The sequence below is a fragment of the Plantibacter sp. Leaf1 genome (assembly GCF_001421315.1).
Lineage (GTDB): Bacteria > Actinomycetota > Actinomycetes > Actinomycetales > Microbacteriaceae > Plantibacter.
Genome location: NZ_LMJX01000002.1, coordinates 488,896 through 506,815, shown reverse-complemented (window position 1 = coordinate 506,815; position 17,920 = coordinate 488,896). Strand labels below are relative to the sequence as shown.

Below are 17,920 nucleotides of genomic sequence, written 5' to 3'. Positions count from 1 at the left end.
GATGACAGGGTGTTGCGGAACCGCATCACGGTCGGTCTGGCGAGAGACCTCAGCATGTTCCCGTAGAGGGCGTCGAGATCGGCAGAGTGAATCGATGCGATCGGTCGATGGCCGAGTTTCGGTGGAATGTGGGCGCGGAGCGCGTAGCCCTCGGTCTGTAGCGTCTTCGACGCGACGGAACCGGAGCGTGACGCCATCCATCGTTCGAGTGCGGCTGCGAGGGTCTCCTTGCCATCGCGAGGATCGACGAATTCTCCGAGGGTCAGAGCCCGCTTCTGCTTCGCTTCCCAAAGGGCGGCGTCTGCCTTCCGATCGAATGTCTGGTCAGCGACGACCTCGCCCTTGGACTTTACTCGGACACGCCACCTGCCGGAGCCTGTCTTGTTGATCATCGTTCGAGCGGCCTGATCGGATCTCGTGAGCCGCTCTTGCGTGTCGACCCACTCGATGAGGGCGGTGTCTCTATATCGGGGTCTGCCGCGAACGTCGATGAACGCGGGACCGGAGCCGTCCTGCCTCATCCGGCACAGCGTTGCCTCGGATATACCGAGATAGGTAGCTACGGTCTTGCTGTCCAGTAGTGGTGTGGTCGATGTGCCTCTGTTCATGGTTCCTCCAAGAGCGTGCTGCGGTGTCTGCTCTTGCGCGAGGTGCACGGGTTGTGCGGACCGCCGGACCGGTCGAGATCTTGGCGCCGAGAAAAACAGGCGGACTCTCCCTTTGTCGGGTCATGGTCGTCTGCCTGAGCGGACGTCCTACGGGGAGAGACGGAGTCCTCAGCTACGACGACACCCAGCGCTCCGCGACGTACTGCAGCCGCGCGCGGAGGTCGTTCCCAGGATCGCGCAGACCCGCGCTCGCGTCGGCGTCGTCAGGACCGTCACGCGGCAGCGACGACGCCCTGCGCGCAGTGGCGCGGATCGACGTGACCCCCGGCAACGGCCCTTCCGCCGTTCAGGCCGTCCACAATCAGAGGCACTCTCGGAATGGGTTACCCCGCGGAGACATCCGATCGAGACTCAATGAGTTTTCTGGCAACGCAAGCAACGCAACGCTCCGTGTGCAGGCCAGCGCAAGCTCAGGGTGGCTGTGCGCGGGGACGCCACGGGGACGTATCCAACACGACGCGTCCACATCCGAGCGTCTCGCAACGCAATGAAAGACCCCCGAGATCGGCATGATCTCGGGGGTCTTCACCTGGTGGGCCCTGCCGGGATCGAACCGACGACATCCACGGTGTAAACGTGGCGCTCTACCAGCTGAGCTAAAGGCCCGCGTTCGGATGGGAACACCCGAAGCGACGCATTGAGTCTACCCGGAGTCGCCGTCGGGATCAGAACGCTCGTCAACCCCTCCAGGATGCGCAACTTGAGTTGGCTCGCGCAGTACATGGGGCACGATTCGGAGTGCTCATAGCTCACACGGAGGTCGGCCCGCGCATCGACACGCAACCACTCCAGGCACTCGACCAAACCTCGGTGTGCGGATTCCTGCTCATCGGGGACTCGACAAGGTCACTCGGCACACCGCCTCGAGCGCACCGAAGTGATCGCCTTCTGCATCCGCGTCATGGCGTGGGACCGACGGGTAGGCTCGAGGAGCGAGAGGAGCCAGCCGTGACGATCTCCATCGAGATGCAACGCAGCAAATGGTTCGGTCCAGTATCGAGCGCGACGGCTGCGGATCGCGCAGCAGCACTGCGTGCCGCGCGGACGCCGGACGAGTATCTTCTCGCAGCACTCGACTCCTTCAGGGTCGGTGATTTCGATTCGAAGAGCATCCTCATCGATCTCCTCAATACGGTGCGCCACCAGCCATTCACGGACTTCGCTGTCCGAGTGTTCGCGTCGGTTGCGACGCACGACGACCTGGCCGACCTCGAGACGATGGCATTCCTGACGAAGGCCGCTCCGTCCACGGTCGTCACCTTCGCGCACAGCACCACATCGATGATGTCCATCGAGGCTGTGGCTCCGATGCTCGCTCTGCTCGAGGACTGGAACGAAGACCCGGAGATCTCCGAGGCGCTGCTCCAGGCCATCGCCAGTCTGGTGCCCTTCCAGGCGGAACTCGGCGATGCTCCGTCCCCCGACGAACTCGCCGAGCACGTCGGCCGCGCCATCCAATCGACTGATCGGACGGCATACGTCCTCTACGGTCAGCCCGCTCACCCCGCGCTGTTGGCACGGAGACTCGTGGAACGCGCCTCGATCGCTGCAGCTTCCGGGGAACAGCTAGGGATCTTCGTTCCGGGGAGCCTCTTGTCGGTCTGGTCCGGTGTCGGCTGTCCCGTCGACTACGACGCGCAGATGAACGGCGACCGGCTCGACGCTGTGCACGCTTACGTCGACGCACTCAGTCGCCAGGACTGGGTCCGCGGCGCGAAGTATTTCTACGGCCACCGACTCTGACTCGGAGCGACCGTGCAGTGCTCCGGTCGTTCGTGCTGGTGACGCGATGGTGCCGCTGCACCGAGCAGGTGGTCGATGCGACCGTCGGCTGCCAGGTGGACTGCCGCATGGTCAGGGCGTCGAGGCGGCGAGCTCCTCGCGGACGATGGCTGTCCCCGCACTCAGTGCACTCAGCTTCTTCCAGGCGAGGTCTCGGGGCAGTGGCGCCATGCCGCAGTTCGTGCTCGGGAGGAGCAGCTCCGCGTCGACGAACCGGAGGGCGCGTCGCAGCGTGTCGGCGACCTCCTCGGGCGTCTCGACGGTCTCGCTCGCGACGTCGATGGCTCCGAGCATGACCTTCTTCCCGCGGACGAGCTCGATGAGCTCCATCGGGACGCGGGAGTGGTGGCACTCCAACGAGACGATGTCGAGCGAGGACCGCTGGAGGAGCGGGAACGACTTCTCGTACTGCCGCCACTCCGACCCGAGCGTCGCCTTCCAGTCGGTGTTCGCCTGGATGCCGTAGCCGTAGCAGATGTGCACGGCGGTCTCCACGCGGAGTCCTTCGGCCGCCCGTTCCAAGGCGGCCACGCCCCAGTCCTGCACCTCGTCGAAGAAGACGGTGAAGGCGGGCTCGTCGAACTGGATGATGTCGACTCCCGCAGCCTGAAGAGCTCTCGCCTCCTCGTTGAGGATCGTCGCGAACTCCCAGGCCAGCTGCTCCCGGCTCCCGTAGTGACGGTCGGAGAGGGTGTCGATCATCGTCATCGGGCCGGGCAGTGCCCACTTGATCGGCTGATCGGTCTGCTCGCGCAGGAACCGGGCGTCGTCTGCGAACACCGGCTTCTCGATGCCCACGGCACCGACGACGGTCGGGACGCTCGCGTCGTATCTGTCGCGGATGCGCACCGTCTCGCGCCGCTCGAAGTCGACACCCGTGAGGTGCTCGATGAACGTCGTGACGAAGTGCTGACGGGTCTGCTCCCCATCGCTGACGATGTCCAGGCCTCGGTGGAGCTGCTCGTGGACAGCTGCGCGGAGGGCGTCCTGCTTCCCCTCGACCAGGGCGTCGCCGGTCAGCCTCCACGGCGACCACAGGGTCTCGGGCTGTGCGAGCCAGGACGGCTTCGGCAGGCTGCCGACGATCGAGGTGGGCAGGAGCGGGAGGGGCGTCGAGGCTCCGCGGGCGGTCATCGGACCGCCTCCGTCTGCCCGGCGGCCCACTGCCGCAGCCGTTCCCCGTGAGGCTTCATCAGATGCTCCTCCGCGAACTGCCCCTGCTCGATCGCGAGCCGGCCTCGCTCCTCGCGGTCGTAGGCGACCGCTGGCCGCGCGTAGTCCTGCTCCTCCAGGTTCGGCCGGTAGACGTCGGCGGCCACCGAGCGCGCACCGTAGATCTCCGGCCGGTAGATCTTCTGGAACGTCTCCATGGTGCTGATGGTGGCGATGAGCTGAAGGTCCGAGTAGTCCTCGAGCAGCTCGCCGCCCGAGTAGAACGCGAGCGGTGCCGCGCTGCCGGGCGGCATGAAGAAACGGGCCCGCAGGCCCATCTGCGCGAAGTACCGGTCGGTCAGCGAGAGCTCGTCCTGCCGGTACTCGATGCCGAGGACCGGATGGCGGCTCCCGGTGCGCCGGTACGTCCGACTCGTCGAGACGCTGATGCAGATGACGGGCGGCGTCGGTGCGAGCTCCGCGTACTGCGCGGAGGTGAGGAAGTGCTTGAAGAGCGTTCCGTGCAGGACGCCGAAGTCGTCGGGGACGGTGAATTCCGTCTGCGAGGCGTTGACCGCCGGCAGCCGCACGCTGAAGTCGTGGTCGCGGAGATAGGACGAGAAGTTGTTTCCTAGGGTTCCGGGCTGACATCGACCGGTGCGGCGGTCGATGATCGTCGTACGCAGGATCTCGAGGAGCGGGAACTCCCGGTCCTCGCCGTCCGCGGTGAGGTGCAGGCCCACGGAGACGATGTCGAGTCCGACGGTGTAGCGGCCCCGGCTCGGATCGTCGCCGGGCACGAGGTCGTTGAACCGGTCGTCGATCATCGCCAGCGCCGTGCGAAGGTTCTCCCTGCGGCGCTCACCCCGGGCCAGATTGGCGAAGTTGGTGGTGATCCGGGAGCTTTCCGCCGGCGTGTAGTCCTCGTCGAAGGAGGTGATGGTCGTACTGAGGGTGAACTCGTTCGTCATGATCGGCCGTTCGATAGGAGAGGCAGAGCGGGGTTCGACTGGCTGGATGTGCGGGTGCACCTACGTTCCGAACAGGTTCGCGCGCGTCCCGCCGGACGCAAGCTCGTCGCGGAGCACCCCGCGCCGCCGCAGAACGGGGACGAGGTCGTCGAGCATCCGATGCAGCGTGACCGGGTGCAGGTCCCCAGAGAAGAGGAAACCGTCGTTATCGCCGTCGTCGCCGAGGTCCTCGACGAAGTCAGCGAACTGCTCCGCGGTGCCCACGAAGCCGGCGCGATCGGCGACAAGGCCCTTGCGCGCCTTCCGGATGAGCAGCTCACGCAGCGGCGCGTCCTCGGTGTCGCCGTACAGGCCCGCGATCGTGCCGTGCGAGACATGCTCGCCGAAGACCGACCGCTCGACAGGGCGATCCAGATCCAGGCCCATCAGATCGGTCTCCAGGTCGCTGGACCAGCCGAGCGCGATCTGCCGCAGCGCGCTCTCCTCGGGGTGCCGAGACGCCTCGACGACGCGTGCCGCTTCTTCGGCGCTCGAGACGATCTCGGGCTTCACGACGAAGAGGACCCGCAGGTCGTCGGCGCTCCTACCCTGCAGCTGGGCCGCGGCGAGGACTCTCGCCCGATAGGCACGGACCGCATGCGCCTCCAGCGGGGCGAGCGCGAGCTGCACGTCCGATTGCGTGCCGGCGAAGGCCAGACCTCGGGGGGAGCCGCCGGGCGAGACGACGATCGGGTCGCCGTTCGCGAACGGTACGGCGTTCAGCGGGCCGTCAACGCGGAAATGCTCACCACGGTGCTGGAACGCGTCGATGCGCGCCCCGTCGGCGTATCGACCCGAACCGGCGTCGGCGACCAGTGCGCCCTCGCCCCAGCTGTGCCAGAGCTGGCGGACGATCGCCATCCACTCGTCGGCCCGGTCGTAGGCCGCGTCGTGGGACAGCGGTTCCAGGCCGACATGGCGGGCGCTGCCCACGTCGGTGACGAGGTTGATCCCGAAACGGTCTGAGCTGAGGTGCTGCAGCGTCGCGGCCTGCCGCGCGGCCAGGTAGGGCGGCGTGATCCCGGCGTTGATCGTCGGCGCCAACCCGATCCGAGTGGTCGCGGCGAACAGGTAGGGCGCCAGGAGGAGCGGGTCATGTTTGGGTCCGCCGTACGCTCCCCGCACCCGCAGGTCGAGCGTGTCCGGGGAGCCGAGTGAGACGGCGTCCTCCATGACGATCAGCTCGAAGCCGGCCTGCTCCAGCTCGCGGGCCGACTGCTGGTAGAGCTCCGGCTTGGTCCAGTCGTGGTTCCACTCCTGGTACGGATGCCCCCAGCCCTGCGGCCCGAATCCGCGAGAGAAGAACCAGCCGAAGTGCTGACGACGCGTCACGCTCACGCCTCCGCGGCCAGGTCACGCACGGCAGCCAGCCCGCGGTTCAGATCCCGAAGGAGGTCGTCGACGTCCTCGATGCCGATCGACAGTCGGAGAAGACCCGGATGGATGCCGGCCGCGGCCCGCTCGGCCGGAGTGCGCCCGGCGTGCGTGGTCGACGCCGGGTGCAGCACCAGGGAGCGCACGTCGCCGAGGTGGGTCATGTGGCTGAAGAGCTCGACGGCGTCGATGAAGGCGGCCGCGCCTGCTTCGCCTCCGGCAACGGTGAACGAGAAGACAGAGCCCTGACCGCGGGGGAGCAGCTGCTGCGCGAGCGCGAACGACGGGCTCGACTCCAGACCGGAGTAGTCCACCGAGAGGACCTCGGACTGTCGTTCGAGGAAGCGGGCGACGGCGAGGGCGTTGCTCGAGTGCCGCTCCACCCGCAGCGACAGCGTCTCGATGCCCTGGCGAAGGAGGAACGAGTTCAGCGGCGACGGCGTCGGGCCGAGGCGCGACACCACGATGTCCCGGGTGTAGGAGACGAACGCGCTCCTGCCCCGCTGCTCGGCCCAGCTGCGCCCGTCGAACGCGCGCTCCGCCTGGTTCAGGTGCGGGAAGAGCGCGGGCCGCGCGCCCCAGTCGAAGGTGCCGGCATCGACGATCACGCCGCCGAGAGCGGCGCCGTGCCCAGCCAGGAACTTGCTGGTCGAGTGCACGACCACGTCGGCCCCGTGCTCGATCGGCCGCAGGAGGTACGGGGTGGCGAGCGTGTTGTCGACGACGAAGGGGAGCCCGTGCCGGTGGGCGATCGCCGCCAGCGCCGGGACATCGAGCAGGTCGTTCTTGGGATTCGGGATGGGCTCACCGAAGAGCACGCGGGTGTCGGGTCCGATCCGGCGCTCCCACTCCTCGAGATCGCCGGCGTCGTCGACGAAGTCCACACCGATCCCGAGCCGTCCGAAGTTCTGCACCAACAGCCCGCGATTGCCCTCGTACAGCCGACGCGACGAGAGCACCCGGTCGCCGGCCTGCACGATCCCCAAGAGTGCGGATGCGGTAGCCGCCTGCCCGCTCGCCACCAGGATCGCCTCTGCCCCGCCCTCGAGGTCGGCGATCCGCCGCTCGACCTCCTCGGTGGTCGGGTTGCCGTTGCGGGTGTACAGGTACCCCTCGTCCTCGCCCGCGAACCGCTCCCGTGCATGCTCGAAACTGTCGAACACGAAGCCGGCGCTGAGGTGCACAGGGGTGACCCGCGCCCCGTGCGCGCCGTCGGGCACGGCACCCGCGTGCACCTGGCGGGTCGAGAAGCCAGCAGCCGCGGAGGACTGCGGTGCGGGCGCCGATCGCGAGATCGCGGCGGCTGCCGGGGCGGTGATGGTCACGGGATGCTCCTGTCCGGGCGCCTGGGAGGCTGATTCCGGGAGCCTGGCAGGTCGCGGCGGGTACGCGCCAGGACATGACGGACTATGACCGCAGGCGTGTGCGGTACATGCGTGCCCACTGGTCCACGGTGTTGCCGTGAGCCCGGTGGGGTAGGTCATCTCTCGGCGCCTGTCAGCGTCACAGCGCCCTCGCGGTCAGGTGCCCTCACTCCTGCGCTGGGGCATCACCGCCGCGGTCCTGTCACGGTGTGCGTCAAGTCGTGTCGTGGCAGTGACGTACACTCACTTCATCGAACATGTGTTCGAATCTGGAGGGTGTGGCATGGCGACGATCGTTGATGAGGCAGTGGACGTTGATCTGGCGGCGGATGGGGATCCGACGGCGTTCGTCTGGAAGCGGTTCGAGCACCGTGTCGTCGGTCAGCCTCAGGCGTTGTTCTCTCGCCAGCCGTGGTGGCGGGGTGATGCGTCGCCTGCACGTATCGACATCGAGACGTGGCGGGTCGACGCGGCTCGCGGCGATGAGGAGCCCACACGCTACGACCTCCGCCGCGACACGACCGGCAGATGGACGCTCGCGGTCGCCTGGACGTGAGCTTCCCACACCTCCACGTCGCGTCGCACCTGTCCGCGCACTACGGCGTCACCTCGAGTGCGGCCCTCGCCGGTCTCGCCGCTGAGGATGGCGCGTCGTTCCTGGCGCTGACGGATCGCGACGGTCTCTACGGCGGCCCGAAGCACGTGGGTGCGTGCCTCGCTGCGGGTATTGCACCGGGGCTCGGCGTGGATCTCGCTGCACTGGACGAACACCAGGAGCCGATCGGCCGTGTGGTCGTCCTCGCCCACGGCCAGAACCAGGGGACCGGATTCGCCCAACTCTGTCGCGTGGTGAGCGCCGCGCACGGCCGCCGTGACGGGCCCGCGATCCTCCGGGAGGAACTCGCGGCGGTGCTGGGCGATGAGCCGGCGCTGACGGTGATGCTCGGGCCGTCGTCCGACGTCGGGCAGGCGGTCGAGCGTCGCGATCGTGCAGCGGCGCGGGTCGCGCTCGACCGGTGGCGCGAGTGCATTCCTGCTGGGCATCTGGTGATCGAGGTCGTCTGTCATCTCACCGACCAGGGTGTACGCGGGAACGTCGCGGCGGCGACCCGCTTACTGAGCCTCGCGGAGTCGGCTGGTGTCCCAGCTGTACTGACCAACGCGGTCCGCTACGGGCTCCCCGACGAGGCAGCGACAGCCGACCTCGCTGATGCGGCACGTTTCCTTCGCCCGTTGGCGGAGCTCGACGATCAGAACGAGCTGCAGGTGAACGGGCAGGCGTGGTTGAAGCCGGCGAAGCAGATGCGGCAGATCGCGCGGATGATCGTCGGCGCCGGCACGCATGACGACGGTGCGGTGCAGCGGTTGTTGGGGGAGACCGAGCGCCTCGCCGAGCGATGCGCCCTGGATCCGGTGTCCGACGTCGGGTGGAAGCAGCCTCGCATGCCGGAGGCATCGGTGATCGGCATCAGCGGAGACCCCCACCAGGCGCTGTGGGAGCGGGCACGGGCCGGTGTGGACGAGCGGTACGCACGCCCGGGGATGCCGTCGCTGGAGGACGCGCACCGTGCGCTCGAGCACGAGATGCGGATCGTGGAGCAGCTGGGGATGCCGTCGTACTTCCTCACGGTCGCGAAGGTCGCCGACATCATCCGCGAGATGGGCATCCGTATCCAGGCGCGCGGGTCAGGTGTCGGGTCCGTCCTCAACTACGCCCTGCACACCTCCTCCGTGGAGCCGATCAGCAACGGACTCATCTTCGAGCGGTTCCTCTCGCCCGAGCGCACCAACCTCCCCGACATCGACCTCGACGTGGAATCCGCACGCCGCCACGATGTCTACCGCGAGATCTTCGCCCGCTTCGGGTCCGACCGCGTCACGCTGATGTCGATGACCAACGCCTACCGGTCACGTGGAGCCGTCCGAGACGCCGGCCTCGCCCTGGGCATGGATGAGTCGATGATCGACATGATCGCCAAACAGATGTGGCGGTTCAATGCCCGGGAGTTCCGCGACGCGCTCCGCGACAAGCCGGAGCTCGCCGACCTGGCCGAAGCGGTCCGCGAGTCGCGCGAGCTCGACCTGCTCGTCGACGTCACGGAACGCCTCGACCGGCTCCCGCGACACATCAGCGTCCACCCCTGTGGCGTCATCCTCTCCGACACCTCGCTCCTGCACCGCACCCCGACGCAGCTGTCGGGCATGGGTCTGCCGATGTCGCAGTACGACAAACACGACATGGACAACATGGGCCTCATCAAGCTCGACATCCTCGGCGTGCGCATGCAGTCCGCGATGGCACACGCCGTCAGCGAGCACGAACGACTGACTGGCGAGACCATCGAGCTCGACGCGCTGCCGCTCGACGACGAACCCACCTACGAACTCCTCCGCTCCACCCGCACCCTCGGGGTGTTCCAGCTCGAATCGCCCGGACAGATGGAACTCGTCGGCAAGCTGCAGCCGGAGGTGTTCAACGACCTCACCGTCGAGATCTCGCTTTTCCGCCCTGGACCGATGCAGAACAACATGCCGCTGCAATACCTACAGGTACGACACGGCGAGACCATGCCCGACTACATCGACCCGCGGCTCCGCCCCATCCTGCGAGAAACACGCGGTGTGGTCGTGTTCCACGAGCAGGTCATGAGAATCATCGATGAACTCACCGGGTGCGGCCTCGGGCCCGCCGACGTCATCCGCCGACAGCTCGCCGACCGTGGCCGCCTCGCCGGCATCGAGACCTTCGTGCGTGACCGTGCCACAGCGCGCGGCTTCCGGCCCGCCGTGATCGACAAGGCCTGGACGATCCTCGCCGGCTTCGGATCCTTCGGCTTCGCCAAGGCCCATGGGGCGGCCTTCGCGCTGCCGACGTTCCAGTCGGCCTGGCTGAAGCGCCATCACCCGGCCGAGTTCATGGCAGGCCTACTCACCCACGACCCGGGCATGTGGCCCAAGGACCTCATCCTCGCGGAAGCCCGTCACCTCGACGTGCCGGTGCTCCCGATCGACGTGCAGCGCTCGGGTCTGGAGTACGTCGTCGAGATCGCACCCGACGGCCGACTCGGCGTGCGCATGTCGCTGGTCGAGCTGCAAGGAAGTAGCGAGAAGGAACGGGCCCGCATCGCGAGGCACCAACCGTTCTCCTCGCTCCAGGACTTCCGGGACCGCGTGCGGCCGCGCCGCCGCACCTTCGAGGCACTGGCCCGGGTCGGCGCGCTCGACGCGTTCATCGACTACATCCCGAGGCGCCGTCACGAACTCCTCGCCCACCTCGCGGGCGTCACCACCAGCGCCCAGCTCATCGCCGACGAGCAACTCGCCTTCGAACTCGACCTCCCCGTGCCGGAGCGCAGCACCATCACCTCACTCGAGCTCCGAGGCCGGACCCAGACCGACCTCGAACTCCAAGAGATGCGCCTGGCGGTGAACCGCCACCAGATGGAACGCTTCTACCCACTCTTCCGGGAACTCGGCGTCACACCGGCACGCGACCTCATGGACCTCCCGGGCGGAACCGAGGTCCTCATCGCGGGCGTCCGCCGAGCAACGAATACACCCCCGATGCGCGGCGGCAAGCGCGTCGTCTTCGTCTCACTCGACGACGGCACCGGACCGGTCTCCAACGTCGTGTTCTTCCACGACGTCCAAGAGCAGATCGGATCGGGCGTCTTCCAGACGCACTACCTGCTCGTACGCGGCACGACGAGGCGCTCAGGTGCGCGAGGCGTCTCGGTCACCGGAGCGGCGGCATGGGACTTGTTCGCCGCGCAGCACGAGTGGTCGGCGAGTGGGTCCGATCTTGTGGACATCACGCCGTTGCGACGGAATGCCGTGTGAAACCGGCACCGACCGGGCCCGGCCCCGATCAGCGCACGCTGATGAAGATCGGATTCGTGTACAGCCAGGTGTCGGCCCAGGGGTCGGCCGGGGAGATCGGGTACGGCTGAGGCGCCCGCGGGTCGACCTCGGCGCCGAGTGGACCGACCCCGTGCACCTGGCCATCGCTGCCGCGAAGGCGGACGTAGCCGTCCTCAGAGGCAGGCTCGAGCGGCACCACGACACGGAACGGGGAGTCACTGCGGTCGGTGACATCGAGCATCTCGACGACTCGGGTGCCGGGTGCGCGCTGTTCGTCACGATCGGCTACGGCCCCGGTGACGCGCCCGCGGATCAGGTCGAGGTGCGCCAATCTCGGTGTCGTGCCCCGCGAGGTCGGCGTCGTCGTGGGCGTGACGTCGATCACGAGCTCGAGGGCGGTGCCGCGCTCGACGGCGAGGATCCCGCCCAAGGTGGCGCTGATCTCCGGCTGGTCGGTGGCCCGGAGCACGACGGAGAGTCCGGCGACGAGGTGCCCGTGGTCGACCCAGACTCGGCCAGCGCGGATCGCGTCGAGCAGGGAGGCGGACGACCGGTCGACGACCCCGACATGCGTGCGGCTGAACTCGCCCGGCCAGAAGTCGGCACCGTTCTGAGGCGTGTCCGTGGCGATCGGGTCGGGCCGACGGCCGGCGCGGTTGAAGTTCGCGAGCGTCGCCCCGGCCTCCCAGCCCGGCCCGGTCGGGAAGTCGCCGACGCGTGTCGCGTCGGACTCCTTGAGGTGCAGATCACTGTTCGTGGTGATCCACCAGCGCCGTCCCTCGCTCAGCAGCGAGTCCCACATGCCGCCGACGACGGCCGTCGTCCAGTCGAAGCCACCGTGCGTCAGGTACGCCTCCGCGGGGTAGCCGGGGAAGGAGAACTCGCTGGGAGTGTTCTCGTACTCGCCGCGCCGCGAGCGTTCGGTCGCATTCGCGGCGATCGCTCCGGCCTGGGCGCCAGGAGCACCCTCCATGCCGACGAACACCTCGGGGTCGGCGTCCTGCCAGGCACGGAGCTCTCCGGGAGAGTCGATGCCGAGGCGGCTCGGGTGGTTCGCCAGGACGATCACGTCGTCGATGACACCTGCACGCTTCTGGGCGCCGAGCCAGGCGATCCCGTCGGTCGCGTGCACGAGCCACTCGGCGGCGTCTTCGGTACCAGGGCGCGGTTTCTCCCAACCGTTGAGCTTGCCGTCGTGGTCCAGCTCGAAGCGGCGCAGCACGAGGGTCGTGCGGGGCCCGGGCGCGACCAGGACGGTCGCGTGCTCGGCTCCCGGGATGTACCACTCGAGGCCCTGGAGCACGAGCATGTCCGGGCGCGCCGCCCGCGCGGTGTCGATCTCGCGTGCCGCGTTGAACACCCCGCCGACGTTGGCATGGCCCGTGTTGCTGTGCTCGGTGAAGGCGATCGCGTCGACCGCGAAGCGCTGCGCCTGATCGAGGATCGTCGTCATCGGGTACTTCGCGTCGTGCGAGTAGACCGAGTGCACGTGGTGGTCGAACACCAGCCAGGAGAGCGCGTCCGGGTCGACGACCGCCGACGCCGATGGCAGCTGTGCGGCCTGGGCGGAGGCCGCGCTCCCGAGCCCGTGGGCGGCCGTTCCCACAGCGACCGTTGCGGCGACGGAAGCCCCCAGGAAGGACCGGCGTGAGAGGCCGGACCGAGCCGATGCGCCCCGGTCCACCTCGGGCACTGAGGATGCGCCACCGGTCGGCGCGGGCTGCTCGGGGCGGGGATCGAAGGGCATGGCATCACTTTCATCGGACGGACGCGCCGATCGTAGGCAGCGCAGGTGAACCTCGGCCCAACGGCCGGTGCTGTGGGTGACGCCCGGCGTTCACGACCCATTCATCTGCGTGGGCGAGAGTCCTGGCGTCGCCGGGTATCGCCGTCCCGGAGGCCCACCGCACCCACCAAAGGTCCCGATGTCTTCCACCGTTCGCGTCACCCACCGTTCTCCGTTCCGCGCCGCAGGGCGCGCCCTGCTCGTCTCGGCAGCTTTCAGCGCCAGCGCGATCCTCTGCCTCGCCGGCGCCGGTGCCGGTGCTGCCGTCGCCGCCACGACGCTGGCCGAACCGGCACCGCTCACGCTGCGCGACACCGCCGGCGCCGCGGTCACGTCAGGTGACGCGCGCGCCGTCCCGTCATTCGGCTCCGCAGTGCTCGCCGCAGGCTGCCCCGCCGACGCGGACGACGGCGCCCGACTCTCCGTGACGGCGGGAGGAACCACCGTCGTCACGTCTCCGACCGTCGCGGTGACCGCCGGGCAGCCGGTCGAGGTGCCGATGGCCATCTCGTTCCAGGAGGTCGTCGACGGCGGCGTCGAACAGGGCGACGTGACCCTCGGGCTGGAGTGCCTCGTCCTCGAGTCAGGCATCCCGTCGTCGGTGGTCACGGCGGCGACCCTGCCCGTGACATTCGCTGCGGGAACCTGGTCGGTTCCCGGCGCTCAGGTCGAGCCGGTCCCTCCGACGGTCACGCCGACCGATGCCCCACCCGCGGAAGGCCCTGGAACAGGGGCGATCACGACACCACGCCCCTCGGCCACAGCATCACCCGCCGCTGACGGAGACCTGGCGCTGACGGGCTGGCAGCTCGGCGGAGCCGTCGTCGTCGCCGCAGGCCTCCTCGCGGGCGGCGGCGCCCTGATGCTGCGCAGGCGGGTCCGTTAGGCGTTCGCCATACGTGCTCTGACAGGGCGACCACCGTTCGGAGGCCTGCTTGGCGGTGCTGTCACCCTGGGCCGGGAAGCTGTCGCCGGCAGCGCCCTTGTCCCTGCCGTCAGCGTTCGGCGCGCAAGGCGGTCCACATCACGACGAACGCTGCAGCGATGCCGAGCACGCTACCCGCGAGCCCGACGATCATGGCGGGGTGGCCGGTGTCGGCGAGGCCGATCGAGCAGGCGACCACACCGACACCGGACGCCATCAGGCCGACGAAGCTGAACGCCGCGAGGACGAAGCGCTTGGCGGTTCGGGTGGGATCGGGAGCGGGAGGGAGCGACATCGTGTCTCGTTTCCGCCGTCGCGTCGGCTGCGTCGGCTCATCCGCATCAGGGTAGAGGGCGTCCGGTCGATGCGGCGAGGGGGTTTCCCCGGGGCAGCGCGGGAGGGGCTGGGGGACCTCGGAGCGGGCCAGATATGGCGGACGCGCGCGGCCAGTGCTGAGCGAGGCTCGAAGCACGACTCGGCGACGTCGACCGCCGCAGGCGTTGGCGTCCCGAGGGTGACGCGTGCCAACCTGGCATCAGCGAGGGAGGACGGACGACATGTCGAAGCGATGCGGAGAAGTACGGTGACGGGTGAGTTCGAGCGCGGTGAGGGCGGCACGCTGGAGCCTGCGTGGACCGGAGGCGAAGCTGTGCCGGTGAGGTTCCGTCGGGCCGTCCCGGCGGACGCGGCTGCGGTGCTGGCGCTCTTCGATGCAGCGATCGCCTGGTTCGTCCGGATCGGCAACACCCGGCAATGGGGTACCGAGCCGGCATCCGGGCAGGAGCGCTGGACCACTCGTGTCGAGCAGTGGTGCGCTTCATCCGATGCCTGGGTCGCTGAGCATCCCGCGATCGGCGTGTGCGGAGCACTCGTGCTCGGCGAGGCGCTCGAGTACGTGCCGGCCGCCACCGAACCGGAGGTCTACGTCCGGGTGTTGATCGGCTCGCGCGACCCGCGGGTGAAGGGCACGGGTCGCCGCTTGCTGGCTCTCGCCGAGGAGCGCGCGCAGGCTGCAGGGGTCGGTCGACTGCGGGTCGACTGCTACGCCGGAGGGTCGGGGGATCTCGTCCGCTTCTACGAGGCCGCAGGCTTCGAGCGTGACGTGACGTTCACGGTCGGCGACGGTATCGACGCATGGCCGGGCCAGGTGTTGTCGCGGCGAGTCGACCTGAAGCGGTAGTGCCGTACCTCAGATCATCCGTCACTCTCGCATCCGATCGGTCGAATACGCCGGCGTCGCGTACACCCCGCCCTGCGGCATGTGCGGGTCGATGTGTTGGGTTTCGCCCCACTGGGAGGCGTCGTCTTGCGGGGTGAAACCGACCGCCGTTCCGGCGTCGAGATCCCACCATCCCTCGGTGTTCGCGGACACCGCGTAGAACACGGCTGTGTGTTCGGTGGTGGTCATCGCCGCGATGAACGCGCGCACGGCGTCGGCGGGGCTGAGCCAGGTCCGCTGCTCTCGCGCGGAACCTGGTTGCTGCTCGTAGCTGCCGATGCGGAGCGAGATGGTGCTGATTCCGAACTTGTCCGCGTAGAGTCGGCACAGCGCTTCTCCGGCGACTTTCGACACCCCGTAGAACCCGTCCGGACGGGGCGGAACATGCGGTGCGATGTGAGCGCCCGACGGGTAGAAGCCCGTCAGACGGTTACTGCTCGCGTACACGACCCGGGCGACGCCGGCCCGCCGGGCGGCCTCGAGGACGTGATAAGTCCCGACGATGTTCACCTCGGCCAAGTCGTGGAAGTCAGCCTCGTCGGGTATCCCGCCGAGGTGGATCACCCCGTGCGCCCCATCGAGCAGCTCGACCAGCGCGGCAAGGTCGGCGAGGTCGGTGCTGGTGACGACTTCCTGCGGACCGAGCGGAGTCATCGAGCGGACGTCGGTGGAGACGAGCACCGCCTCGCGGTGGAGCAGTGCGGAGCGGAGCGCCGATCCGATGTTCCCGGCGGCTCCGGTGATGACCCAACGGGTTCCAGCGATCTCTGTCATCGTGTGAGCGTACAAGACGACATCCAGCAAGCTGAGTGTCTCCACGGCTGCCGCAGTGCAGCAGGTGACAATGGGGCATGCAGAGCGATGAAGCACCTCCAGTCCGCCGGCGGACGATCGAGTGGCAGGATCCGATGATCGGGGCCGCACGGGTCGCCGAGATGGCAGGTATCGACTACCTCCAGGCCATGATCGACGGGGTCCTGCCGCCGCCGCCGATCGTCTCGCTCATGGACATGACCCTGAGCTCGGTCTCGCGTGGGACCGCCACGTTCATCTGTGAGCCGAGCGAGTCCCACTACAACCCGATCGGTGCCGTGCACGGCGGGTTCATGTGCACGGTGCTGGATTCGGCTGCGGGGTGTGCGGTCCAGACCACGCTGCCCGCCGGAGTCGGGTACACCTCGCTGGAGATCAAGGTGAACTACCTGCGGGCAGTGAGCGCCACGTCGGGGCAGCTGACCGCCGTGGGAACCGTCACCAAACCGGGTTCACGGGTGGCGTTCGCCGAAGCGGTGATCACCGATGCGGACGGCCGAGTGGTGGCCACGGCGTCCAGCACGCTGCTCGTCTTCCCGATCCCGGCGTGAACTGACCGGCGCGACGCAGCGCTTACAGGCGTCGATCGTGTCTCGAGTGGTGGCCCCCGAGATCTCAGCTGGTCCAGGCGGAGGCGAGGCTGCGGTCGATGACGCGTCGCCAGCCGACCGGGGCTGAGGGATCGTGGCTTGCGGTTCCGGCCATCCACAGGACGGTCATGAGGTCGTCTGCGGTGAAGTCCGGGGAGAGGGTGCCTGCGGCGTGGGCATCGTCGATCAGGTCTCGGCCGAGTGCCGTCGAACGATCGCACGTCTCGATGAGCGAGGTCGCATCCGGGAACCGGCGGAGCATCGCGTCATTCAGAGCAGGATCGCCGACCTGCAGGTCGATCATTCCCGCGATGAACGCCTCCAGCCGCGCGCGGGGTGATTCTTGGCTGAGCGCCTGCGCTTTGAGCGCGAAGAGCTTCTCGCCGGCGATCGCGGGGATCACGGCGTCGATGAGTGCCTCGCGGGATCCGACCCGGTTGTAGAGGGTGCCGATGCTCACGCCGGCCTCGCGAGCGATCTCCTCCAACGGAGCTGAGAGTCCGCGGCGGGAGAACACCCCCACCGCGGCGGCGTGCAACTTCTCGACGTTGGCCCGAGCGTCTCGGCGGAGACCGTTCGACTGTGACATGACAACTCCAGTGGATATTGAGGGCAACCTCAAGTTATGCTCGATCTTGTTTGAGGGCACCCTCAACTTAGCTCAAGTATGCAACGCCCCACTTCCCCGTGGGATTCGAAAGGACACATCATGTCGCTCATCACCATCATCGGAGCCGGCCCCGGTCTCGGCCTTGAGATCGCCCGCGTTTTCGGGCGTCGGGGCTTCGACGTCGCGCTGGTCGCGCGAACCCAGTCCAAGCTCGACGCGCTCGCCCAGACCCTCGCAGGCGAAGGGATCACCGCTCACGGGTTCGCTGCCGACATCAGCCGACCCGACACCGTCACCGCGGCACTGCGCTCGATCACGGACACCCTCGGCCCGATCGACGTGCTCGAGTTCTCGCCCGCGGACCCGTCCCTCGCGCCCGTCGACGTCCTCGAGGTGACGATGGAGAACCTGCAACCGCAGCTCGACTTCTATCTCGGCGGTGCGTTCGCCGCCGTCGGGGCCGTGCTGCCGGACATGATCGCAGCAGGCAAGGGGACCGTGCTCATCACGACCGGCGGCGGATCCATCAGCCCCATGCCCTTCCTCGGCAACGTGAACATCGCCGCAGCGGGACTTCGCAACTGGACCCTCAACCTGCACAACGCACTGCAACCGAAGGGCGTCTACGTCGCGCACCTGGGCATCACCGCCCTCATCGGCGGCGGCCACCCGGACGCCGAGCCCGAGGTCATCGCGGAGGCCCTGGCGCAGCTGCACGACGAGCGTCAGCAGGCCGAGCTGCACTACGTCGCCTACAACGGCTGAC

The 17,920-nt window shown here is 68.4% G+C and carries 15 protein-coding genes, 1 tRNA gene and 1 pseudogene; 7 read left to right on the top strand and 10 right to left on the bottom strand.

The window, feature by feature from the left end; translation table 11 throughout:
- Positions 1-83: 83 nt before the first annotated feature.
- Together ASE44_RS19095 and ASE44_RS04605 are read right to left on the bottom strand one after the other, a co-directional pair.
- A pseudogene (locus ASE44_RS19095) lies at positions 84-392 on the bottom strand (hypothetical protein); the annotation flags it as partial.
- Between the two features lie 806 nt (positions 393-1,198).
- Positions 1,199-1,274 (bottom strand) — tRNA-Val (locus ASE44_RS04605).
- 342 nt (positions 1,275-1,616) lie between these two features.
- Between ASE44_RS04605 and imm47 the strand changes: the two genes are divergently transcribed.
- Positions 1,617-2,411 carry an Imm47 family immunity protein gene (imm47, locus tag ASE44_RS04600; RefSeq protein WP_056777825.1) on the top strand — a complete coding sequence of 265 codons (795 nt, stop codon included), beginning with the start codon at positions 1,617-1,619 and terminating at the stop codon, positions 2,409-2,411.
- Between the two features lie 111 nt (positions 2,412-2,522).
- On the opposite strand, the gene ASE44_RS04595 is transcribed toward imm47, so the two are convergent.
- From ASE44_RS04595 to ASE44_RS04580, 4 genes are read right to left on the bottom strand one after another with little or no spacing between them, the layout of a single operon-like run.
- Positions 2,523-3,584, bottom strand: a complete 1,062-nt coding sequence (locus ASE44_RS04595; RefSeq protein WP_056777823.1) for a methionine synthase — start codon at positions 3,582-3,584, stop codon at positions 2,523-2,525.
- Positions 3,581-4,573, bottom strand: coding sequence for a putative oxygenase MesX (locus tag ASE44_RS04590; RefSeq protein ID WP_056777821.1), 993 nt, complete (start codon positions 4,571-4,573; stop codon positions 3,581-3,583). The genes ASE44_RS04595 and ASE44_RS04590 overlap by 4 nt, the downstream gene beginning before the upstream one ends.
- 60 nt (positions 4,574-4,633) lie before the next feature.
- Positions 4,634-5,944 (bottom strand): LLM class flavin-dependent oxidoreductase, encoded by a 1,311-nt coding sequence (locus ASE44_RS04585; RefSeq protein ID WP_056777819.1) that lies wholly within the window; start codon positions 5,942-5,944, stop codon positions 4,634-4,636.
- A 2-nt stretch (positions 5,945-5,946) separates the two neighbouring features.
- Complete coding sequence (locus ASE44_RS04580; RefSeq protein WP_056780872.1) at positions 5,947-7,281, bottom strand: O-acetylhomoserine aminocarboxypropyltransferase/cysteine synthase family protein; 1,335 nt, start codon at positions 7,279-7,281, stop codon at positions 5,947-5,949.
- A 352-nt stretch (positions 7,282-7,633) separates the two neighbouring features.
- Between ASE44_RS04580 and ASE44_RS04575 the strand changes: the two genes are divergently transcribed.
- Positions 7,634-7,906, top strand: a complete 273-nt coding sequence (locus ASE44_RS04575; protein ID WP_056006309.1) for a hypothetical protein — start codon at positions 7,634-7,636, stop codon at positions 7,904-7,906.
- Positions 7,903-11,190: a DNA polymerase III subunit alpha gene (dnaE, locus tag ASE44_RS04570; protein ID WP_162235733.1), complete on the top strand. Its 3,288-nt coding sequence runs from the start codon at positions 7,903-7,905 to the stop codon at positions 11,188-11,190. Before ASE44_RS04575 ends, dnaE begins: the two co-directional genes overlap by 4 nt.
- 28 nt (positions 11,191-11,218) lie before the next feature.
- Here dnaE and ASE44_RS04565 read toward each other — a convergent pair whose 3' ends face one another.
- The gene (locus ASE44_RS04565) at positions 11,219-12,958 is read right to left on the bottom strand and encodes a PHP domain-containing protein (RefSeq protein ID WP_056777815.1); all 1,740 of its coding nucleotides are present in this window, start codon (positions 12,956-12,958) and stop codon (positions 11,219-11,221) included.
- A 178-nt stretch (positions 12,959-13,136) separates the two neighbouring features.
- Between ASE44_RS04565 and ASE44_RS04560 the strand changes: the two genes are divergently transcribed.
- Positions 13,137-13,883, top strand: coding sequence for a hypothetical protein (locus ASE44_RS04560; RefSeq protein WP_056777813.1), 747 nt, complete (start codon positions 13,137-13,139; stop codon positions 13,881-13,883).
- 109 nt (positions 13,884-13,992) lie between these two features.
- Here ASE44_RS04560 and ASE44_RS04555 read toward each other — a convergent pair whose 3' ends face one another.
- On the bottom strand, positions 13,993-14,217 hold the full coding sequence (locus tag ASE44_RS04555) for a hypothetical protein (RefSeq protein WP_056777810.1): 225 nt from the start codon (positions 14,215-14,217) through the stop codon (positions 13,993-13,995).
- A gap of 354 nt (positions 14,218-14,571) precedes the next feature.
- Between ASE44_RS04555 and ASE44_RS04550 the strand changes: the two genes are divergently transcribed.
- Complete coding sequence (locus ASE44_RS04550) at positions 14,572-15,102, top strand: GNAT family N-acetyltransferase (protein WP_200921014.1); 531 nt, start codon at positions 14,572-14,574, stop codon at positions 15,100-15,102.
- 21 nt (positions 15,103-15,123) lie between these two features.
- Here the strand turns inward: ASE44_RS04550 and ASE44_RS04545 are convergent, their stop codons facing one another.
- Complete coding sequence (locus ASE44_RS04545; RefSeq protein ID WP_056777807.1) at positions 15,124-15,915, bottom strand: NAD(P)-dependent oxidoreductase; 792 nt, start codon at positions 15,913-15,915, stop codon at positions 15,124-15,126.
- Between the two features lie 77 nt (positions 15,916-15,992).
- Between ASE44_RS04545 and ASE44_RS04540 the strand changes: the two genes are divergently transcribed.
- Complete coding sequence (locus ASE44_RS04540) at positions 15,993-16,505, top strand: PaaI family thioesterase (RefSeq protein WP_056777805.1); 513 nt, start codon at positions 15,993-15,995, stop codon at positions 16,503-16,505.
- Between the two features lie 64 nt (positions 16,506-16,569).
- Here ASE44_RS04540 and ASE44_RS04535 read toward each other — a convergent pair whose 3' ends face one another.
- Positions 16,570-17,133 carry a TetR/AcrR family transcriptional regulator gene (locus tag ASE44_RS04535; RefSeq protein ID WP_056777802.1) on the bottom strand — a complete coding sequence of 188 codons (564 nt, stop codon included), beginning with the start codon at positions 17,131-17,133 and terminating at the stop codon, positions 16,570-16,572.
- Positions 17,134-17,253: 120 nt separating this feature from the next.
- On the opposite strand from ASE44_RS04535, the gene ASE44_RS04530 reads away from it, so the two are divergent.
- Entirely contained in the window at positions 17,254-17,919 is a 666-nt protein-coding gene (locus ASE44_RS04530; protein WP_056777800.1) for an SDR family oxidoreductase, read from the top strand.
- Position 17,920: the final 1 nt, after the last annotated feature.

Bases quoted from the DNA above. Each gene is read 5' to 3' on its own strand.
- ASE44_RS04575 (WP_056006309.1), top strand. From the start codon at position 7,634: ATGGCGACGATCGTTGATGAGGCAGTGGACGTTGATCTGGCGGCGGAT.
- ASE44_RS04560 (WP_056777813.1), top strand. From the start codon at position 13,137: ATGTCTTCCACCGTTCGCGTCACCCACCGTTCTCCGTTCCGCGCCGCA.
- ASE44_RS04590 (WP_056777821.1), bottom strand. From the start codon at position 4,573: ATGACGAACGAGTTCACCCTCAGTACGACCATCACCTCCTTCGACGAG.
- ASE44_RS04535 (WP_056777802.1), bottom strand. From the start codon at position 17,133: ATGTCACAGTCGAACGGTCTCCGCCGAGACGCTCGGGCCAACGTCGAG.
- ASE44_RS04545 (WP_056777807.1), bottom strand. From the start codon at position 15,915: ATGACAGAGATCGCTGGAACCCGTTGGGTCATCACCGGAGCCGCCGGG.
- ASE44_RS04595 (WP_056777823.1), bottom strand. From the start codon at position 3,584: ATGACCGCCCGCGGAGCCTCGACGCCCCTCCCGCTCCTGCCCACCTCG.
- ASE44_RS04555 (WP_056777810.1), bottom strand. From the start codon at position 14,217: ATGTCGCTCCCTCCCGCTCCCGATCCCACCCGAACCGCCAAGCGCTTC.
- ASE44_RS04530 (WP_056777800.1), top strand. From the start codon at position 17,254: ATGTCGCTCATCACCATCATCGGAGCCGGCCCCGGTCTCGGCCTTGAG.
- ASE44_RS04540 (WP_056777805.1), top strand. From the start codon at position 15,993: ATGCAGAGCGATGAAGCACCTCCAGTCCGCCGGCGGACGATCGAGTGG.
- ASE44_RS04565 (WP_056777815.1), bottom strand. From the start codon at position 12,958: ATGCCCTTCGATCCCCGCCCCGAGCAGCCCGCGCCGACCGGTGGCGCA.